Source organism: Paenibacillus sp. FSL L8-0638 (assembly GCF_038593075.1).
Taxonomy (GTDB): Bacteria; Bacillota; Bacilli; order Paenibacillales; family Paenibacillaceae; genus Paenibacillus; species Paenibacillus polymyxa_D.
In genome coordinates this window covers 4,379,028-4,394,958 of record NZ_CP151960.1, presented here as the reverse complement: position 1 = coordinate 4,394,958, position 15,931 = coordinate 4,379,028, and the positions used below count along the sequence as shown (strand labels likewise).

General features: G+C 46.7%; 16 protein-coding genes. 14 read left to right on the top strand and 2 right to left on the bottom strand.

Going from position 1 to position 15,931, the window contains the following annotated elements:
* The first annotated feature begins 71 nt into the window (after positions 1-71).
* The gene (locus MKY35_RS19570) at positions 72-536 is read left to right on the top strand and encodes a DinB family protein (RefSeq protein WP_342444605.1); all 465 of its coding nucleotides are present in this window, start codon (positions 72-74) and stop codon (positions 534-536) included.
* 89 nt (positions 537-625) lie between these two features.
* On the opposite strand, the gene mnmA is transcribed toward MKY35_RS19570, so the two are convergent.
* Positions 626-1,747 (bottom strand): tRNA 2-thiouridine(34) synthase MnmA, encoded by a 1,122-nt coding sequence (mnmA, locus tag MKY35_RS19565; RefSeq protein ID WP_029515730.1) that lies wholly within the window; start codon positions 1,745-1,747, stop codon positions 626-628.
* A gap of 304 nt (positions 1,748-2,051) precedes the next feature.
* Here mnmA and MKY35_RS19560 point away from each other — a divergent pair, with 304 nt between their 5' ends.
* From MKY35_RS19560 to MKY35_RS19545, 4 genes are all read left to right on the top strand, one after another.
* The gene (locus MKY35_RS19560) at positions 2,052-2,471 is read left to right on the top strand and encodes an Rrf2 family transcriptional regulator (protein WP_013311532.1); all 420 of its coding nucleotides are present in this window, start codon (positions 2,052-2,054) and stop codon (positions 2,469-2,471) included.
* 10 nt (positions 2,472-2,481) lie between these two features.
* Positions 2,482-3,633, top strand: a complete 1,152-nt coding sequence (locus tag MKY35_RS19555) for a cysteine desulfurase family protein (RefSeq protein ID WP_342444604.1) — start codon at positions 2,482-2,484, stop codon at positions 3,631-3,633.
* 135 nt (positions 3,634-3,768) lie between these two features.
* Positions 3,769-4,290 carry a PRC-barrel domain-containing protein gene (locus MKY35_RS19550; RefSeq protein WP_029515728.1) on the top strand — a complete coding sequence of 174 codons (522 nt, stop codon included), beginning with the start codon at positions 3,769-3,771 and terminating at the stop codon, positions 4,288-4,290.
* A 10-nt stretch (positions 4,291-4,300) separates the two neighbouring features.
* Positions 4,301-4,513 carry a hypothetical protein gene (locus MKY35_RS19545; RefSeq protein WP_013311529.1) on the top strand — a complete coding sequence of 71 codons (213 nt, stop codon included), beginning with the start codon at positions 4,301-4,303 and terminating at the stop codon, positions 4,511-4,513.
* Between the two features lie 165 nt (positions 4,514-4,678).
* Here the strand turns inward: MKY35_RS19545 and MKY35_RS19540 are convergent, their stop codons facing one another.
* On the bottom strand, positions 4,679-6,652 hold the full coding sequence (locus tag MKY35_RS19540) for a methyl-accepting chemotaxis protein (RefSeq protein WP_342444603.1): 1,974 nt from the start codon (positions 6,650-6,652) through the stop codon (positions 4,679-4,681).
* Between the two features lie 225 nt (positions 6,653-6,877).
* On the opposite strand from MKY35_RS19540, the gene MKY35_RS19535 reads away from it, so the two are divergent.
* The 9 genes from MKY35_RS19535 (at position 6,878) to MKY35_RS19495 (ending at position 15,804) form a co-directional block, all read left to right on the top strand.
* Entirely contained in the window at positions 6,878-7,945 is a 1,068-nt protein-coding gene (locus MKY35_RS19535; protein WP_342444602.1) for an AI-2E family transporter, read from the top strand.
* Positions 7,946-8,296: 351 nt separating this feature from the next.
* Positions 8,297-10,930: an alanine--tRNA ligase gene (gene alaS, locus MKY35_RS19530; protein WP_342444601.1), complete on the top strand. Its 2,634-nt coding sequence runs from the start codon at positions 8,297-8,299 to the stop codon at positions 10,928-10,930.
* A 136-nt stretch (positions 10,931-11,066) separates the two neighbouring features.
* Positions 11,067-11,327: an IreB family regulatory phosphoprotein gene (locus tag MKY35_RS19525; RefSeq protein ID WP_007431624.1), complete on the top strand. Its 261-nt coding sequence runs from the start codon at positions 11,067-11,069 to the stop codon at positions 11,325-11,327.
* A 9-nt stretch (positions 11,328-11,336) separates the two neighbouring features.
* On the top strand, positions 11,337-11,753 hold the full coding sequence (gene ruvX / locus MKY35_RS19520) for a Holliday junction resolvase RuvX (RefSeq protein ID WP_014282932.1): 417 nt from the start codon (positions 11,337-11,339) through the stop codon (positions 11,751-11,753).
* Between the two features lie 13 nt (positions 11,754-11,766).
* Positions 11,767-12,069: a DUF1292 domain-containing protein gene (locus tag MKY35_RS19515; protein WP_013311523.1), complete on the top strand. Its 303-nt coding sequence runs from the start codon at positions 11,767-11,769 to the stop codon at positions 12,067-12,069.
* Complete coding sequence (locus MKY35_RS19510; RefSeq protein WP_342444600.1) at positions 12,066-12,371, top strand: DUF1292 domain-containing protein; 306 nt, start codon at positions 12,066-12,068, stop codon at positions 12,369-12,371. The genes MKY35_RS19515 and MKY35_RS19510 overlap by 4 nt, the downstream gene beginning before the upstream one ends.
* Positions 12,372-12,465: 94 nt before the next feature.
* Positions 12,466-13,494: an endolytic transglycosylase MltG gene (mltG, locus tag MKY35_RS19505; RefSeq protein ID WP_342446674.1), complete on the top strand. Its 1,029-nt coding sequence runs from the start codon at positions 12,466-12,468 to the stop codon at positions 13,492-13,494.
* Positions 13,495-13,505: 11 nt separating this feature from the next.
* The gene (locus MKY35_RS19500) at positions 13,506-14,435 is read left to right on the top strand and encodes a peptidase U32 family protein (protein WP_342444599.1); all 930 of its coding nucleotides are present in this window, start codon (positions 13,506-13,508) and stop codon (positions 14,433-14,435) included.
* Between the two features lie 37 nt (positions 14,436-14,472).
* Positions 14,473-15,804, top strand: a complete 1,332-nt coding sequence (locus MKY35_RS19495) for a U32 family peptidase (RefSeq protein ID WP_013311519.1) — start codon at positions 14,473-14,475, stop codon at positions 15,802-15,804.
* Positions 15,805-15,931 lie beyond the last annotated feature (127 nt).

Below are 15,931 nucleotides of genomic sequence, written 5' to 3'. Positions count from 1 at the left end.
TGATCTTGTCTACATCATATACCCAAATGAGGATGTTATCAAAAGTTCCTTACCTTAAAGGAGGAATTCAATTGGCGACGATAGCTGAGATTTCTGAAGATTTAGAAAAATGGACTGTATTTCTTACAGCTTTATCTCCGTACTCAGATGAGCTACTTCGTAAACCCATAGTGGGTACATGGTCAATACAAGATATGATCAGTCATATTATGGGGTGGGACAAAAGCTTCACTAAGACACTCATACAGATTATCAATGAGGAACAAATTACGCTCCAAGAACATCCTGATGTACAAGCGTTTAACGATTCGTCCGTTGCATTCGGCAGAAATATGAAACCACATGATTTGTTAAATGAAGCTATTGCAGAGCGTAGGCGAATGATTGTGAAGCTCAAGATGGTTTCAGAATCAATGTTTATCCGTCAATTTCCTAATAGGTCATACACCATGGGAAATTTTTTGCAAGAAATGTTTGTCCAGCATGACAGACATCATAAAGAGCAGATTATGAATTCTTTACAAGCCATGAACTAAAATAAACTTTCATAAAAAAAGTCGCCCCTTCCAAATCTGGAGAGACGACTTTTTTAATTCCTGCTATATCAATGCAAAATGGCCTTCATTTAAACCGTTTCAGGCTGAAGTTTTTCAACCTTATCAATGGTTCCTCCACCCAGACAGCGTTCCCCGTCGTAAAATACAACAGCTTGTCCAGGCGTAATGGCCTTTTGATGTACATCGAATATGACATGCACGGTCCCATCCGCAAGCCATTGTAAAGTTACTTGCTGATCAGGTTGGCGATAACGGAACTTGGCTGTGCAACGGAATTCGCCGGTCGGACGAGTATCTGCGCCTTCAATCCAGTTCACATCTGTTGCAATCAGGCTGGTAGAATACAGGCTGTGGTGACGATCACCCTGTACCACATACAGAATATTCTTCTCCAGATCCTTATCCGCTACGAACCACGGTTCGCCTGAACCTGAGCCGCCAATGCCCAAGCCTTGACGTTGACCCAGTGTATAGTACATCAGACCATCGTGGCGTCCTTTGACTTCACCAGTAGCGATATCCACCATGTCTCCACCTTTTGCAGGTAGATATCCACTCAGAAACTCCTTGAAATTACGCTCGCCGATAAAACATACGCCTGTGCTGTCTTTCTTCTTGGCCGTATACAGTCCCGCAGCTTCCGCAATTTTACGCACTTCTGGTTTCGGCAGATGACCGATAGGGAACATGGTTCGGGATAGCTGCTTTTGGCTTAACGCATTCAGGAAATAAGTTTGATCCTTGTTGCTATCCACGCCTCGCAGCAAAGTAAAGTGGCCGTCTTCTTCCACAACCCGTGCATAATGTCCAGTAGCAACATAATCTGCTCCCAAATCCAGCGCTTTATTTAGAAACTCGCCGAATTTAATTTCACGGTTACACATGACATCCGGGTTGGGTGTGCGTCCAGCTTTATATTCATCAAGAAAATAAGAGAATACTTTATCGAAGTATTCTTTTTCAAAATTGACGGTATAGTAAGGAATGTCGATCTGTTCGCAGACACGGCGCACATCCTCCGCATCCTCCTCAGCCGTACAACGGCCAAATTCATCCGTGTCATCCCAGTTTTTCATGAAGATGCCGATTACGTCATAGCCCTGCTCCTTCAGCAGCAGCGCAGTAACGGATGAGTCGACGCCACCGGACATCCCGACGACGACACGGGTTTCATGATTGGCTTTAGCCATGGTCATCACCCAATTCTTTCAATATAGTTGTAGAACCCACCTATTGTAACATAAACGATAATAAGATACGATGTTTGGACGATCAAACGACACGGCGAACGATGGAAGAAAGCTACATAAAACGGGCTAAAGCTGTTCCAAATCGCCCGAAAGCAACTTTTTTTAAGATTGTTACCGTAATGTTTCCCTTTACCTGCCCTAATATGTTAACATAAGCTGAGGGTTAGGATCGGAATAGAGAGGTTTACAACACCAGTTATTCCGCGTGTTTAACGGAATTGTTACTATAAGTGAGGTGGCACAATTGAAAATATCAACGAAAGGCCGTTACGGCCTGACCATTATGATGGAACTTGCAGCCAGGTTTGGCGAAGGTCCAACTTCTTTGAAAAGTATTGCCGAAAAAAATCAGCTGTCAGAGCATTATCTGGAACAGCTCATTGCGCCTTTGCGTAATGCAGGTTTGGTAAAAAGTATCCGTGGTGCTTACGGCGGTTATATTTTGGCGAATGAACCGGCAGGAGTAACAGCGGGAGACATCATTCGTGTACTGGAAGGTCCGATTTCTCCGGTCGATTTCACGGAAGAAGACGATCCGGCAAAACGTCAGCTTTGGCTGCGAATTCGTGACAGCATCGCTGAAGTGTTGGATTCTACTACACTTAAGGACTTGATCACATACCAAGAACATGATGAATTGGATAATTACATGTTCTACATTTGAGGTGGATAACATGAACAGAATTTATCTGGATCATGCCGCATCGACTCCTATGCATCCTGAGGTTGCGCAGACTATGATGGACATCATGACTGGCCAATTCGGCAACGCTTCGAGCGTTCATGCCTTTGGCCGCGATGCCAAGCGCACCGTCAGCGCTGCTCGGGATGCCGTTGCGGCCTCTTTGGGCTGCAAGCCTGAAGAAATTATTTTTACGAGCGGAGGAACAGAAAGTGATAATCTGGCCCTGTTTGGGACGGCTACGGCAGACGGCCGTACTTCCGGGCATATGATTACAACTGCGGTTGAACATCATGCAGTGCTTCATGCTTGTGATGAGCTGGAAAAAGCGGGGTATGAGGTAACTTATGTCCCAGTCAACGGTTTTGGACGCGTGAACCCTGCGGATATCGAGGCTGCCATTCGACCAGATACTTTTTTGATCAGCATGATGTATGCCAACAATGAGGTGGGCGTCATTCAGCCGATCTCAGAAGTAGGGCAGATTGCGAGAGAACATGGAGTTGTATTCCATGTAGATGCGGTTCAAGCTTTCGGTCATATATCCATCGACTGCCGGAACCTCCCGATTGACTTACTGAGTGTGTCTGGTCATAAGATTAACGGACCGCAAGGGGTTGGTGCATTGTATATCCGCCAAGGTACACGCCTTCAGCCGCTAATGCATGGGGGACTTCAGGAAAAGAAACGCCGTGCCGGAACAGAAAATATCGCCGGTATTGCGGGGCTGGCTAAAGCCGCAACGCTTGCTAATGCTTCCATTGAGGAGCGTGGGGCGCGCGATACGGTTCTTCGTCAGACGTTGCTTAAAGGGTTGGAAGACACTCTGGGTAGCCAAAATTTTGTGATTAACGGTGACCCGGATCATTCTTTACCTAATGTCCTCAATGTTAGCTTTCCGGCCATTGGTACAGAGACCATGCTGATGAACCTTGACATGGAAGGAATCGCAGCCGCAAGCGGATCAGCCTGTACTTCCGGATCTTTAGAGCTATCGCATGTATTGCAGGCGATGGATCTTCCGGAAGATGTTTTACATTCAGCGATTCGGTTTAGCTTCGGTTTGGGTAATACTACGGAAGAAATGGAATACACGGCCAAGAAAATTGAAACCATATGGAAGCGGCTGCGTACTAGGTACTAGGGATTTCTCCGCATTTTAATAAGAAGGGAGGGGCGGTTTTCCATTTCATTGCATGAACGGAAGCAAGGTCTGACAGGCATGTAGGAAAAGGACCGCACCTTCGTTCAGATTGCAGAATGAGGAGGTACCCTATATATGAAGCTTCAAGATATGATCGGACTTGCCGTTTTCGATGTGGAGGACGGGAAGCAGATTGGTAAAATACATGACTTTATGGTGACAGCGGATTGGCGAATCTCAGGGATCGAGTTGGAAGGAAAAGGACTTTTTTCTTCTCACGTGAAAATGGTTGCTTGGGATGACATCGTTGCTTACGGTGAGGATGCGATCATGATTCGCAATCAGCAGGCTGTGCGTAAAATGGAGGCCCATGATATACAACATACGTACTTGCTTGGACCTTGTAAACTGAAGGATCTATCCGTGCTAACAGAGGAAGGGCTTATGCTCGGGCACATCTCGGATGTTTATTTTGACCAGGAAATGGGCAATAACATAATAGGCTTGGAAATCAGCGATGGTTTTGTATCGGATATTATAGAGGGGCGGAAATGGCTGCCCTGCACCGAAGAGATGTCCATCGGGGAAAATGCTGTTATGGTTCCCCCATTAAGCGAGCAGCGTCTGGAAAAAGCCATATATTCTGTTAATGGATAGGGTGAGTTTATTGAGATGTCCGAATTGTAATTCCAAAGATATCGGCAAAATTGGCTCCCATCAATTTTATTGCTGGGGATGCTTTATCGAACTTCAGGTGAATGGTGAAAAAATGTCTGTCTACCAAGTGGAAGAGGATGGAACGCTCAGTTCGCTGGACGACCTATTCTTTGGAGATGAGATGGCACAACAGGACTTGCCGCAAATTCACGCTTCTTCCTAAGCTGGACACCAAAAGTGGACAGGCTGCTTACTAAGAGGTGTGATCTACATACGGCTTAGTAGGTTGTATAACGCTTGATAAAAAACAACGAAGAGGGTGCCCCGTACGGCCATAATGGCTGAGGGCACCCTCTTTTGTATACCGTTATTGTGAAGATGGTTAGTTCTACAATTTAAAGCGTTTGACCTCTTCCAATAGAAGATCTGCATGAGAATCGAGTTTGGCAGAAAGGTCAGCAATATTATTCATGGCATGACCTTGTTCTTGCACAGAGGAGGCCACTTCCTCTGTAGATGCTGCACTTTGCTCAGAAACAGCGACAACGCTGGAAATGACGTCGGAAATATGCCCGGCATTCACACGGAGATCATCTGCGGCGGCTGTAACGTCCTCAATTTGGGCAAGCATATGCTGAGAAGCGCCACGAATGGACTCAAACGCCTGTCTCGTTGCAATGGCAGCGTGCTCCTGTTCTACAGTTACAGCAAGAGCCTTCTTCATTTCCTCCGCGCTTTGTACTCCTGCAATCTTAATTTCTTCCAGCTTACTCATGATACTGTCACTGGAACTACCCGCTTGCTCAGCCAGCTTTCTCACTTCTCCCGCCACGACGGCAAAACCTCGTCCGTGTTCCCCGGCCCGTGCTGCTTCGATAGATGCATTGAGGGCCAGCAGGTTTGTTTGTGCTGCGATATCGTGGATGGCCCCGGCCAGCCGCTCAATATCCTGAGTTTTTAGCGCGAGTGAATCTACGGCTTCCCCTGCCGCAGTCGTCGTTTGTCTGGACTCGGCGGCCAGTTTCGCTTGACGTTCAGCTGTTTCATACCCTGCAAGCACGGCAGAATCTGTTTCGAATACGGCAGTTTGGGTCCGTTTGACACTTTCGCCAATCTGGTCGATGGAGCCTGTCATGTGAGTCAGCTTCTCAGAGCCGGAATATACAGCTTCAGCTTGGTCGCTCGCTCCTTGGGCAAGTTCCTGAACTGCGCTGGAGATTTGTGACGCGATGGTTCCAGTATCCTTAGCGTGCTGATGCATATCATGGGAAGCTGAGCTGACATCGCCTGCAGTATCTGATACCTTGCGCAACAGGTGAGAGAGATTATCAGACATGATATTAAAATCTGTACCCAGGCTGGCAATTTCATCTTTACCCTTAATATCCACACGAGCTGTCATATCGCCTTCAGCTATACGTTTGACGTTCACTTGAAGCTTCCGAATTGGCTTGATAAAGTTGTTTGCCGCCCAGATTGCCAGCAGCATAGCAACGACCAAGATGATAGCAACGGTAATAATCAACTGATTACGAGTGGAGTAATACTCCTGAAAAGCAATATCTTTTGAAATGGACAACCCTACAATCCAGCCAGTGCTAGGCATCTTTTTAAAATAAAGCTGACGGTCACTGCCATTATAGGTATAGTCTGTTTTTCCCGAAGCTGTGCTCAGCAGGGCCGCAGTTGATGAACCCAACTCGGGCGTATCCTTAAGGTTTTTACCGGCCAGCTTGCTGTCTGGGTGTGCGACCACAACTCCATTCTGGTCAATCAGAAATGCGTAGCCTAATCCGTTCAGGTTTATGTCTTTAATGATTTTTGTCATATCATTTAACATAATATCCTCGCTGACTACCCCGGTGATAGAGCCGTTGGAATCTTTGAGAGGTTTAGCAATAGAAATGGTGAAGTCATTGCTGCCTGCATCGGTGTAAGGTGAGGAATAATACATTTCTCCCTTGGTTTTGGCATCCTTGTACCACGGACGAGCGCGAGGATCATAACCAGCTTCAAACCAGCCAGATCCATCCCAGTAGGATCCATCTTCAAAGCCTGCGTAGATGTTGGAAATATTTTGATCTTTATAGTTTTGAAAAGCTGCTTTCAGAGATACGGTTTTGGCATCTGATGAAATATCACTGGATTCCAGACCTGCAGCCAGTGTCTCGATAATTTTGGCATTGCCGCTGGTCCATCCGTCGAGCTGATTGACGGTTTCGGTGGCTTTACTGGTCATAAGCTCTTGTATGTCACGGTTGGCCTGATTTTTGATACTTGTCATGCTAATAACGGATAAAGGCCCGGCTGCAACGATAACAATGCAGGTGAAAAGGAGAATAAGCTTGATTTTTAAGTTCATGTAACGACCCCCCGGTGTTTCAGGAATGTGAAAGCTTAATATAGTGCTTTGTACTTATATCGTCAGATAGATTTGAATTTGTTAATCATTTTCAATTGTTTTCATTCTTTCTTCATAATCATTATAGAAAGTTTTTCCAAGTAAGGCCTCCAGAGTCAGGGGAAGGATTAAAGCAGAGGTACAGGCATATACTTAAAGGAGGCTAGTCCGGTAAGGAGGCACGAAATGGAGCAATTAACGAAAAGTAGACTGTTCCGATACGGAATATGGACGCTGCTGGGACTTGTCATTCTATATTTTATCTGGCTGCTGCGACCTTTGTTTTTTCATTTGTATGAATTTCTGAAAACAATCATTGCTCCGTTTGCGGTAGCGATGATTATCTCCTATGTACTTAATCCTGTTGTCAGTATGCTGGGCGGTCGCAAGGTGCCTCGAAGCGTAGCTGTGCTGCTCATCTATGCTGTATTTTTGGCCAGTCTCGTTGTGATTCTGATGAACCTGATTCCGATGTTCATTGAACAACTGGATGAGCTGAATGAGCATCTGCCTGAGCTGACCATGCATGCACAGGGATTAATGACGAATATGGATAGCGGCATTTTGCCCCAAGGGGTGCGAACGGGTATGAATCAATGGTTTTTTCAACTAGAGAATCGGATGGCAACAGGAATTTCTACCTTTATGGATAACATCGGCGGGATGATCAACATGCTGTTCAATGTATTCATTGTACCGTTCCTCATTTTTTATATTTTGAAAGATTTTGATGTGTTCGAGCGGACGATTGTGTCTTACCTCCCACGTTCTCGTCGTAAGGCGATTGTAACGGTACTTAAGGAAATTGATCAGGCGCTTGGCAACTATGTCAGGGGACAATTAATGGTATGCGTCATTATTGGCGTGCTGGCTTATCTCGGATATATGCTGATTGGCATGCCTTATGCGCTGTTGCTGGCAGGAGTGGTGGCGGTTTTTAACATCGTTCCATATTTGGGCCCCTTTTTGGGAGCCGCTCCGGCAGTAATCATGGCTTCTACAATATCCTTCAAAATGGTGCTTTTGGTTGTGGTCGTTAACACTTGTATTCAGGTGTTGGAGAGCAATGTCATTTCTCCCCAGGTGGTAGGACGAACGCTGCATCTGCATCCGATAGCTATTATTTTCGCTCTGCTAGTGGGTGGTGAAATTGCGGGAATTACCGGCTTGATTTTAGCGGTTCCCGTGATGGCGGTATTAAAGGTAGGACTTCAGCATTTTTTTGCTTATTACGTGAAGCGGAAAACGATCTGATTTTGTCCATACACTGTATGTATCTTGTCTGAAATCGCGTTGACACGGCTAAATGACACGGATATACTGAATTGAGTATGTTTAAATGTGTTTATCCAGTAGGGAAAGCTCATTTCGAAGTGCGGGCTGAACCCGCCGGGATGCTCCCGTTACCAGTGAAAACAAGGCGATCGATCGTCCGTTAAGCAAATGTTGGTGTGCAGCTTGCGCATGGGCATTTCGTACAGAGGGGACGGCGTTAACCAGGGTGGTACCGCGATACAATCGTCCCTGATCCGTTCAGGGGCGTTTTTCTGTTTTTTTATGGCCTGTGCCAGGAACCAGTGACACCATAATTAGGAGGCTACTTATATGAAAGCTAGTGAAATCCGCTCCAAATGGCTGGAGTTTTTTGAAAGCAAGGGACATGTGATTGAACCAAGCGCGCCGCTTGTTCCACATAAAGATCCTTCCCTGCTGTGGATTAATGCGGGTATGGCACCGCTTAAGCCTTATTTTGACGGACGTGTGAAGCCAGAAAATCCACGTATCGCCAATTCGCAAAAATGTATTCGGACGAACGATATTGAGAATGTCGGTAAAACGCGCCGCCATCACACCTTTTTCGAAATGCTCGGTAACTTTTCCATTGGTGACTATTTTAAGGAAGAAGCCATTACATGGGCATGGGAGTTTCTGACGGATCCAAAATGGATTGGTTTTGATCCGGAACGTCTGGCTGTAACTGTGTATCCTGAGGATGAGGAAGCGTACAAGCTGTGGAACGAAAAAGTTGGACTTCCTGCCGAACGTATCATCAAACTGGAAGATAACTTTTGGGATATCGGTGAAGGTCCTTGTGGACCTTGTACGGAAATCTTTTATGATCGTGGCGAAGCCTACGGTAGCGACATGACGGACCCTGAAATGTATCCGGGGGGAGAAAATGAGCGTTATCTGGAAGTGTGGAACCTCGTATTCTCACAATTCAACCATAACAAAGACGGTAGCTATACGCCGCTTCCAAACAAAAATATTGATACAGGGGCTGGATTGGAGCGTTTTGCATCCATTTTGCAAAATGTGGATTCCAACTTTGATACGGATATCTTCCAGCCACTAATTCAAAAAACAGCGGCGATGGCAGGAGTGAAATATAACGAAAATGTGGACAGTGATGTGGCTCTTAAGGTTATTGCTGACCATGTTCGCACCGTAGCTTTTGCAATTGGTGACGGTGTGCTGCCTTCTAATGAAGGACGCGGTTACGTGATCCGCCGTTTGCTGCGCCGGGCTGTGCGCTATGGCAAAATGCTGGGCATGAACCGTCCATTTATGTTTGAGCTGGTGGAAACCGTTGGGGATGTCATGGGTGTGTATTACCCTGAGGTAGTGGACAAGCGTGATTTCATCATCAAAGTGATCAAAACGGAAGAGGAACGCTTCCATGAAACACTGACAGATGGATTGGCAATTTTGTCCGATATCAGTGCTCAGGCGAAGGCAGAAGGTCGCAATGTCATTAGTGGAGCAGATGCCTTCAAACTGTATGATACGTACGGGTTCCCATTCGATCTCACAGAGGATTATGCAGACGAGCAGGGCTTGAAAGTAGACCGTGAAGGCTTTGATGAAGCGATGCAGGAACAACGCAAACGCGCCCGTGATGCACATCAGGACAGCGCCAGCATGAAGATTCAGGGCGGAGCTTTGTCCGATCTGGCGGTTAAAAGTGAATTTGTTGGATATAATGACCTCGTAACTGAGTCTAAAATTGTGGCGATTGTATATGAAGATGTACTGGTGGACACTGTTAGTGAAGGGCAGTCTTGCCAGGTCGTGCTAGATGTGACTCCTTTCTATGCCGAAAGCGGAGGACAAGTCAGTGACCAAGGCTTGCTGCGTGGAGGTACGGTAACCGCGAAGGTCGAAGGATTGTTTAAGGCGCCACAAGGTCAGCATGTGCATCAGGTTGTTGTAGAAGCTGGTGAGCTGAACGTTGGCGATACGGTGAAAGCTGAAGTTGATCAAGCTTCACGTGGAGAAATTGAGAAAAACCATACGGCTACGCATTTGCTTCACAAAGCGCTTAAAGAAGTGCTGGGTGACCATGTCAATCAGGCGGGTTCTTTGGTAGAGCCTGGGCGTCTGCGTTTTGATTTCTCCCATTTTGGAAGCATTACACCAGAAGAACTGGCGGATATTGAACTGCGTGTAAACCGTGCCATCTGGAGCCAACTGGACGTTAATATTGAACTGAAACCGATTGATGAAGCCAAGGCTCTCGGAGCAATGGCGCTGTTCGGTGAAAAATATGGAGATATCGTGCGGGTCGTTAAAGTAGGCGATTACAGCATTGAACTATGCGGTGGCTGTCATGTCAGCAATACTTCGCAAATTGGCTTGTTCAAGCTTGTCAGCGAGAGCGGCATTGGATCAGGTGTACGTCGTATTGAAGCGGTGACCGGACGTTTTGGTTTTGAATATATGGAAGGTCAATTAGAGCTGTTGAAGGTATCGGCTGGACTTGTAAAATCCAAGCTGTCTGAGGTACCAAAGCGTATCGAATCATTGCAGCAACAAATTAAAGACCTTAGTCGTGAAAATGAATCGCTGCAAAGCAAGCTGAGCGTTATTGAGGCAGGCCAGCTGACCGATCAGGTCGTGCAAGCAGGCGGGGTGCAGCTGCTGGCTGCGCGCGTGCAGGCTTCCAGCATGGACGCGTTGCGTGCGATTGCTGATGAACTGAAAGGGAAACTTCCGGCTGCTGTGCTGGTGCTCGGCGCTGCAATGGACGATAAAGTTAATTTTGTCGTAGCAGTTCCGGCAGAGCATACCAAGGCCGGACTTCATGCAGGCAAGCTCGTGAAAGAAATTGCTGCCGTATGCGGTGGCGGCGGTGGCGGACGACCTGACATGGCGCAAGCCGGTGGTAAGGATGCCAGCAAGCTGGATGAAGCACTTCAACGTGCGCATGAACTGGTGGCGGCAGCCTCACAAGGATAAAGTTCGATATTTTTTGCAGATTTTTGGGGAAAAACGGGCTTAGATATTTCCTTGTAGGGCTTTGCTTATGGTATGATGTAAAAGAATAAGCTGGCATAAACATGTACACATGTTTTGTGGAAGCGAGGTGTCAACAATGGATTCCATGGACAAAACGGTCAAATTTAATGTCAAGGCAGATGAAAAGGAAGCTTCTGCTCAGGAGATTTTGTTGACCGTATATGATGCGTTGGTAGAAAAAGAATACAATCCGATCAATCAAATCGTCGGCTATTTGCTATCCGGTGATCCGGCTTATGTGCCACGGCACAATAATGCCAGAAGCCTGGTACGTAAAAAAGAACGCGATGAGTTGATTGAAGAGTTGGTTCGTTTCTATCTTGCCAAGCATCGTTAGGAGACAGGCATGAAAGTAATGGGATTGGATTACGGGGATCGCCGAATTGGGGTCGCCGTAAGTGATGCCTTCGGCTGGACCGCCCAAGGATTGGAAGTCATAGAACGACGCGGTGACGACAGCGAGTTCGGTAAAATTGCAAATTTGGTTCGTGACAATGAGGTCGGCGAGGTTGTTGTTGGCTTGCCGAAAAACATGAACGGAACCGTGGGTCCACGCGGTGAGATTTGCATCGAGTTTGCGAACCGACTCAAGGAGTTACTGGGTTTACCCGTTCACCTTTGGGATGAACGGCTGACGACGCGTTCGGCGGAGCGTACGCTTCTGGAGGCCGACGTCAGCCGAAAAAAACGCAAGCAGGTGGTAGATAAACTGGCCGCAAGCCTGATCTTGCAAAACTATTTGGACGCACACAGTACAAGGTGAGGGGGATTTCGTAATGGCTGAAAATCAAGTGGGTATGGAAGAAGAGCCGGAAATTATTTATATTGCCGATGACGAGGGCAACGAGGAAGAGTTCGAGGTCATTATGAAGTTTGAGGTAGATGGTTCCGAAGCGAAGTACATGATGGTTGCGCCAGTGGACCCTGAAGCTGATGAGTCCGATGTGTACGCCTTCCGTTACGAGGAAGAAGGCGATGATATTAAATTGTTTGTGATCCAAGACGATGCCGAATGGGAAATCGTCGAAGAGACCTTTAATACATTCGTAGAAGAAGAGGAAGAGGAAGACGGGAAATGACGAGCTATTCACGTGAAGACCTGAGTTGGACCTCTGATTTGAAGGAAACGTTCGACGGCGATGTAGAGCTGCAGGATGAACAGGGCCATGCGATTCGCATGGAATTGGAGGCAGAGTTCAAGGTAGGGGAGCAACGGTACGCCGTATTGCGTAGACCCGGGGCTGCTGTTGGCGAACATGAACTTTACCATGTAAGCTCATCCACAAACGGCGAAATCTCCATCACCACCATTGAAGATGATGATGAATGGGAAGATATTTCCGAACTGTACGATGAATGTACGTTGCCGGAAGAACTGTAAGTCTGGATAACGATGAGATCAAACCTGAAAGGGCGGACCAGTCCGCCCTTTTTGGCTGTGAAGGAGTTGGGTGGATGTGAAGCGAAGGACGAGGATGTTTACGTTGTTGCTACTGCTTATCATTATAGCAGGAGGGGTAGCCCTCTATATTTGGAATGCCATGCAGCCTGTTCAGCCCCAAACACAACCCGTTGCTTTTACGGTGGTGCAGGGAACAGGAACATCGGCAATCGCAGATACGCTGGAGCAAAAGGGACTTATACGTAATGCGCTCGTGTTTAAGGCTTATGTAAAATTCAAACAGCAAGGAAGCGCATTTCAGGCCGGAAAATATGAGGCGCAGCCTGGCGCAACCTTTGATCAGTTGATTACTAAGTTATCGGCTGGAGATGTTGTCAAAGAGGAAATGATTCGTTTTACAATCCCGGAAGGTTTTACGATTAGACAGATGGCTGATAAGCTGCAAAAGGAAGGACTGGCAGACCGGCAGCAATTTTTGCAGCTGGCCAACGATCCGTCCGCTTTTGACGTCGCGCTGGTGCGGGACATTCCAAAGCAGGCGGGGCTTCGCTATGCGCTGGAGGGCTACCTTTTCCCGGAAACCTATGAGCTGAAAAAGGGCAGCACGGCCAAAGATATTATACAGGTGATGCTAGAACAGACACAAAAGCGGTTGGAGACTGTTTCCGATCTGGATGCCAAGCTGAAACAGCGGGGTGAAACGCTGCATCAACTGCTGACGGTTGCTTCTTTGGTAGAGCGCGAGGTGGTTGTGGAAGATGAGCGGTCTGTAGTAGCTGGCGTCATTTATAACCGGTTAAAACAGGATAAGAAGCTGGAAATTGATGCTACGGTTCAATATATGCTGGACAAGCAAAAGGAACGACTGTATTACAAGGATCTGGCTGTAGAAAGTCCGTATAATACGTATTTGCATCAGGGACTTCCACCAGGACCGATTGCAAGTCCCAGTCTGAACTCAGTGATAGCGGCTTTACAGCCGAAAGCTACAGATTATTTATTTTATGTGACCAAAAAAGACGGGACACATGAACATTTGTTTGCCAAAACGTATAAAGAACATTTGCATAACATTCAGGTAAGTAACCGTAAGACAAATTAGGAGGTGAGCCTATGGCTTACAAACCCGAACTACTGGCAACTGCCAGCTCTCCAGAGGATGCCCGCCATATGCTGGAGGCTGGAGCTACTGCATTGCTTATTGGAGATGACCGCTTTGGAATGCGGTTGCCGGGACATTTTACACCGGACCAAATCCGTGAAGTGGTGCAAGAGGCACGCAAGCATGCGGCACAGGTATATGTATCCATGACGAATTTGATGACGAACGAGCTATTGCCGCTCCTTCCCGAATATGTGCAGACCCTAGCTGGATGCGGCATAGACGCCATTGAGTTTAATGATCCCGCAGTGCTTATGGCCGTGAAGGAGTATGCCCCGCATCTGAAGCTGTTCTGGAACGGTGAGATGATCTCTACCAACTTCGCAACCGCCAACTATTGGGGTGAAAAGGGGGCTTCCCGGGTCATTTTGGCTCGTGAGCTGAGTATGGATGAAATTACCGAAATGATACCAAAGTTGAACATAGAAGCGCAGGTTCAGGTACATGGCATGACCAATATTTATCACTCCAAGCGTAAGCTTGTCCAAAGTTATATGCTGCACCAGGGACGTAATGTAGAAGGCGATTTGGGTAGAGGACGCGGCTTGTTTCTGATTGAAGCAGAGCGGAAAGAAGAGAAGTTCCCTATTTACGAGGATATAAATGGGACACATATTATGAGTTCAGATGATTTTTGCATCATGGAGGACCTGCATATTCTAATGGAGGCGGGCGTGCATAGCTTTAAGATCGAGGGCTTATTGAAACCTACGGCTTACAATGAGGCGGTTGTTCGTGCTTATCGTAAAGCAATAGATACTTATACAGCTGACCCGGATGCTTATGCTTATGATGAAAGCTGGCTGGATGAAGTTCGCCGTCTTCAAGATCCAGAACGGGAACTTTCCTTCGGATTTTTCTATAAAGAGCAGGTTTATTAATTTTAAAATGAATTGAATTCACAGAGGGGGGAACGTCATGGGGACGATAACCAAAACGAGGAAATATATAGGTAAACGGAATCGTCTGGATAAGCCGGAGCTGTTGGCTCCTGCCGGAAATCTGGAAAAGCTGAAGTTTGCCGTTCACTATGGCGCGGATGCTGTATATATTGGTGGACAAAAATATGGTCTGCGTTCGAACGCCGATAATTTCAGTTTTGAAGAAATGCGCGAAGGTGTAGAATTTGCCAACAAGTACGGTGCTAAGGTGCTTGTGGCCACCAATATCTATGCCCACAATGAAGATATTGCCGGAATCGAGGAATACTTGCGCAATCTGTACGAGGCAGGAATTCATGCCGTTATTGTCGCTGACCCGGCTATTGTATCCGTGGCATTGCGTGCTGTTCCTGGATTGGAAGTGCATTTGAGTACACAGCAGTCCACGCTGAACTGGCAAGCGGTAAAGTTTTGGAAAAACGAAGGACTACCGCGTGTGGTACTGGGTCGTGAGACCAGTCTGGAGGAAATCGAAGAAATTAAAAAGCATGTGGACATCGAAATCGAAGCATTCGTCCATGGTGCAATGTGCTCTTCATTTTCTGGTCGCTGTGTGTTGTCCAATCACTTTACAGACCGTGATTCCAATCGTGGGGGATGTTGTCAGTCTTGCCGCTGGAAATACGATTTGTTTGAGGATGCCCGCCCAGGTGAGGTTTGGATATCTGAGGAAGAGGCACAGGAGAGCAATGCACTGAAACAGTTCCAGCTCGGTGTTAACCAGCTTCCACTGTTCGAAGAGAGCGATAATGCCTTTTCTATGGGTTCCAAGGATCTGTGTATGATTGAAAATGTCCCTGATCTGATTGATGTAGGTGTAGACAGTTTTAAAGTAGAGGGACGTATGAAGTCTATCCACTATGTGGCTACGGTCGTGAATGTCTATCGTCAAGCGATTGATTCCTATATGGCTGATCCTGAAAATTATGTGCTCAAACCAGAATGGATTGAAGAAATTAACAAGGCAGCTAATCGTCCGCTGAATACAGGGTTTTTCTACGATACACCGGATCATGAGGATCATATTTATGAGCCGGAAGAAAAAGCAGTCCCTTATGATTTTGCTGGACTAGTCATGGACTACGATGCCGCGAGTGGCATCGCAACTATTCAACAACGGAACCATTTTAAACCCGGTCATGAAATTGAATTTTTCGGTCCGAACGGAACATTCTTCAAACAAACGGTCGGAACGATCTGGGATGAGGAAGGCAACGAATTGGATGCTGCTCGTCACCCGCTTCAACGAATTAGAATGAAGGTAGATCAGCCCGTATCGTATTTTGATATGATGCGTAAAAAGAAATAAATAAGCCTTAAGTCACAGATGAAAGAATCAAAAGCCTCTCCTATCGGTTGGAGAGGCCTTTTTTTGAATAGTTTTCTAGGAAAAAAGTTTCACAAAATTTAGTTGATGCTCAAAGGAAAGCTACATT

Excerpts from the sequence above, each read along its gene's own strand:
- mnmA (WP_029515730.1), bottom strand. The coding sequence starts at position 1,747 with ATGGCTAAAGCCAATCATGAAACCCGTGTCGTCGTCGGGATGTCCGGT.
- MKY35_RS19555 (WP_342444604.1), top strand. The coding sequence starts at position 2,482 with ATGAACAGAATTTATCTGGATCATGCCGCATCGACTCCTATGCATCCT.
- MKY35_RS19550 (WP_029515728.1), top strand. The coding sequence starts at position 3,769 with ATGAAGCTTCAAGATATGATCGGACTTGCCGTTTTCGATGTGGAGGAC.
- MKY35_RS19540 (WP_342444603.1), bottom strand. The coding sequence starts at position 6,652 with ATGAACTTAAAAATCAAGCTTATTCTCCTTTTCACCTGCATTGTTATC.
- MKY35_RS19535 (WP_342444602.1), top strand. The coding sequence starts at position 6,878 with ATGGAGCAATTAACGAAAAGTAGACTGTTCCGATACGGAATATGGACG.
- alaS (WP_342444601.1), top strand. The coding sequence starts at position 8,297 with ATGAAAGCTAGTGAAATCCGCTCCAAATGGCTGGAGTTTTTTGAAAGC.
- MKY35_RS19525 (WP_007431624.1), top strand. The coding sequence starts at position 11,067 with ATGGATTCCATGGACAAAACGGTCAAATTTAATGTCAAGGCAGATGAA.
- ruvX (WP_014282932.1), top strand. The coding sequence starts at position 11,337 with ATGAAAGTAATGGGATTGGATTACGGGGATCGCCGAATTGGGGTCGCC.
- MKY35_RS19515 (WP_013311523.1), top strand. The coding sequence starts at position 11,767 with ATGGCTGAAAATCAAGTGGGTATGGAAGAAGAGCCGGAAATTATTTAT.
- MKY35_RS19510 (WP_342444600.1), top strand. The coding sequence starts at position 12,066 with ATGACGAGCTATTCACGTGAAGACCTGAGTTGGACCTCTGATTTGAAG.
- mltG (WP_342446674.1), top strand. The coding sequence starts at position 12,466 with ATGTTTACGTTGTTGCTACTGCTTATCATTATAGCAGGAGGGGTAGCC.
- MKY35_RS19500 (WP_342444599.1), top strand. The coding sequence starts at position 13,506 with ATGGCTTACAAACCCGAACTACTGGCAACTGCCAGCTCTCCAGAGGAT.
- MKY35_RS19495 (WP_013311519.1), top strand. The coding sequence starts at position 14,473 with ATGGGGACGATAACCAAAACGAGGAAATATATAGGTAAACGGAATCGT.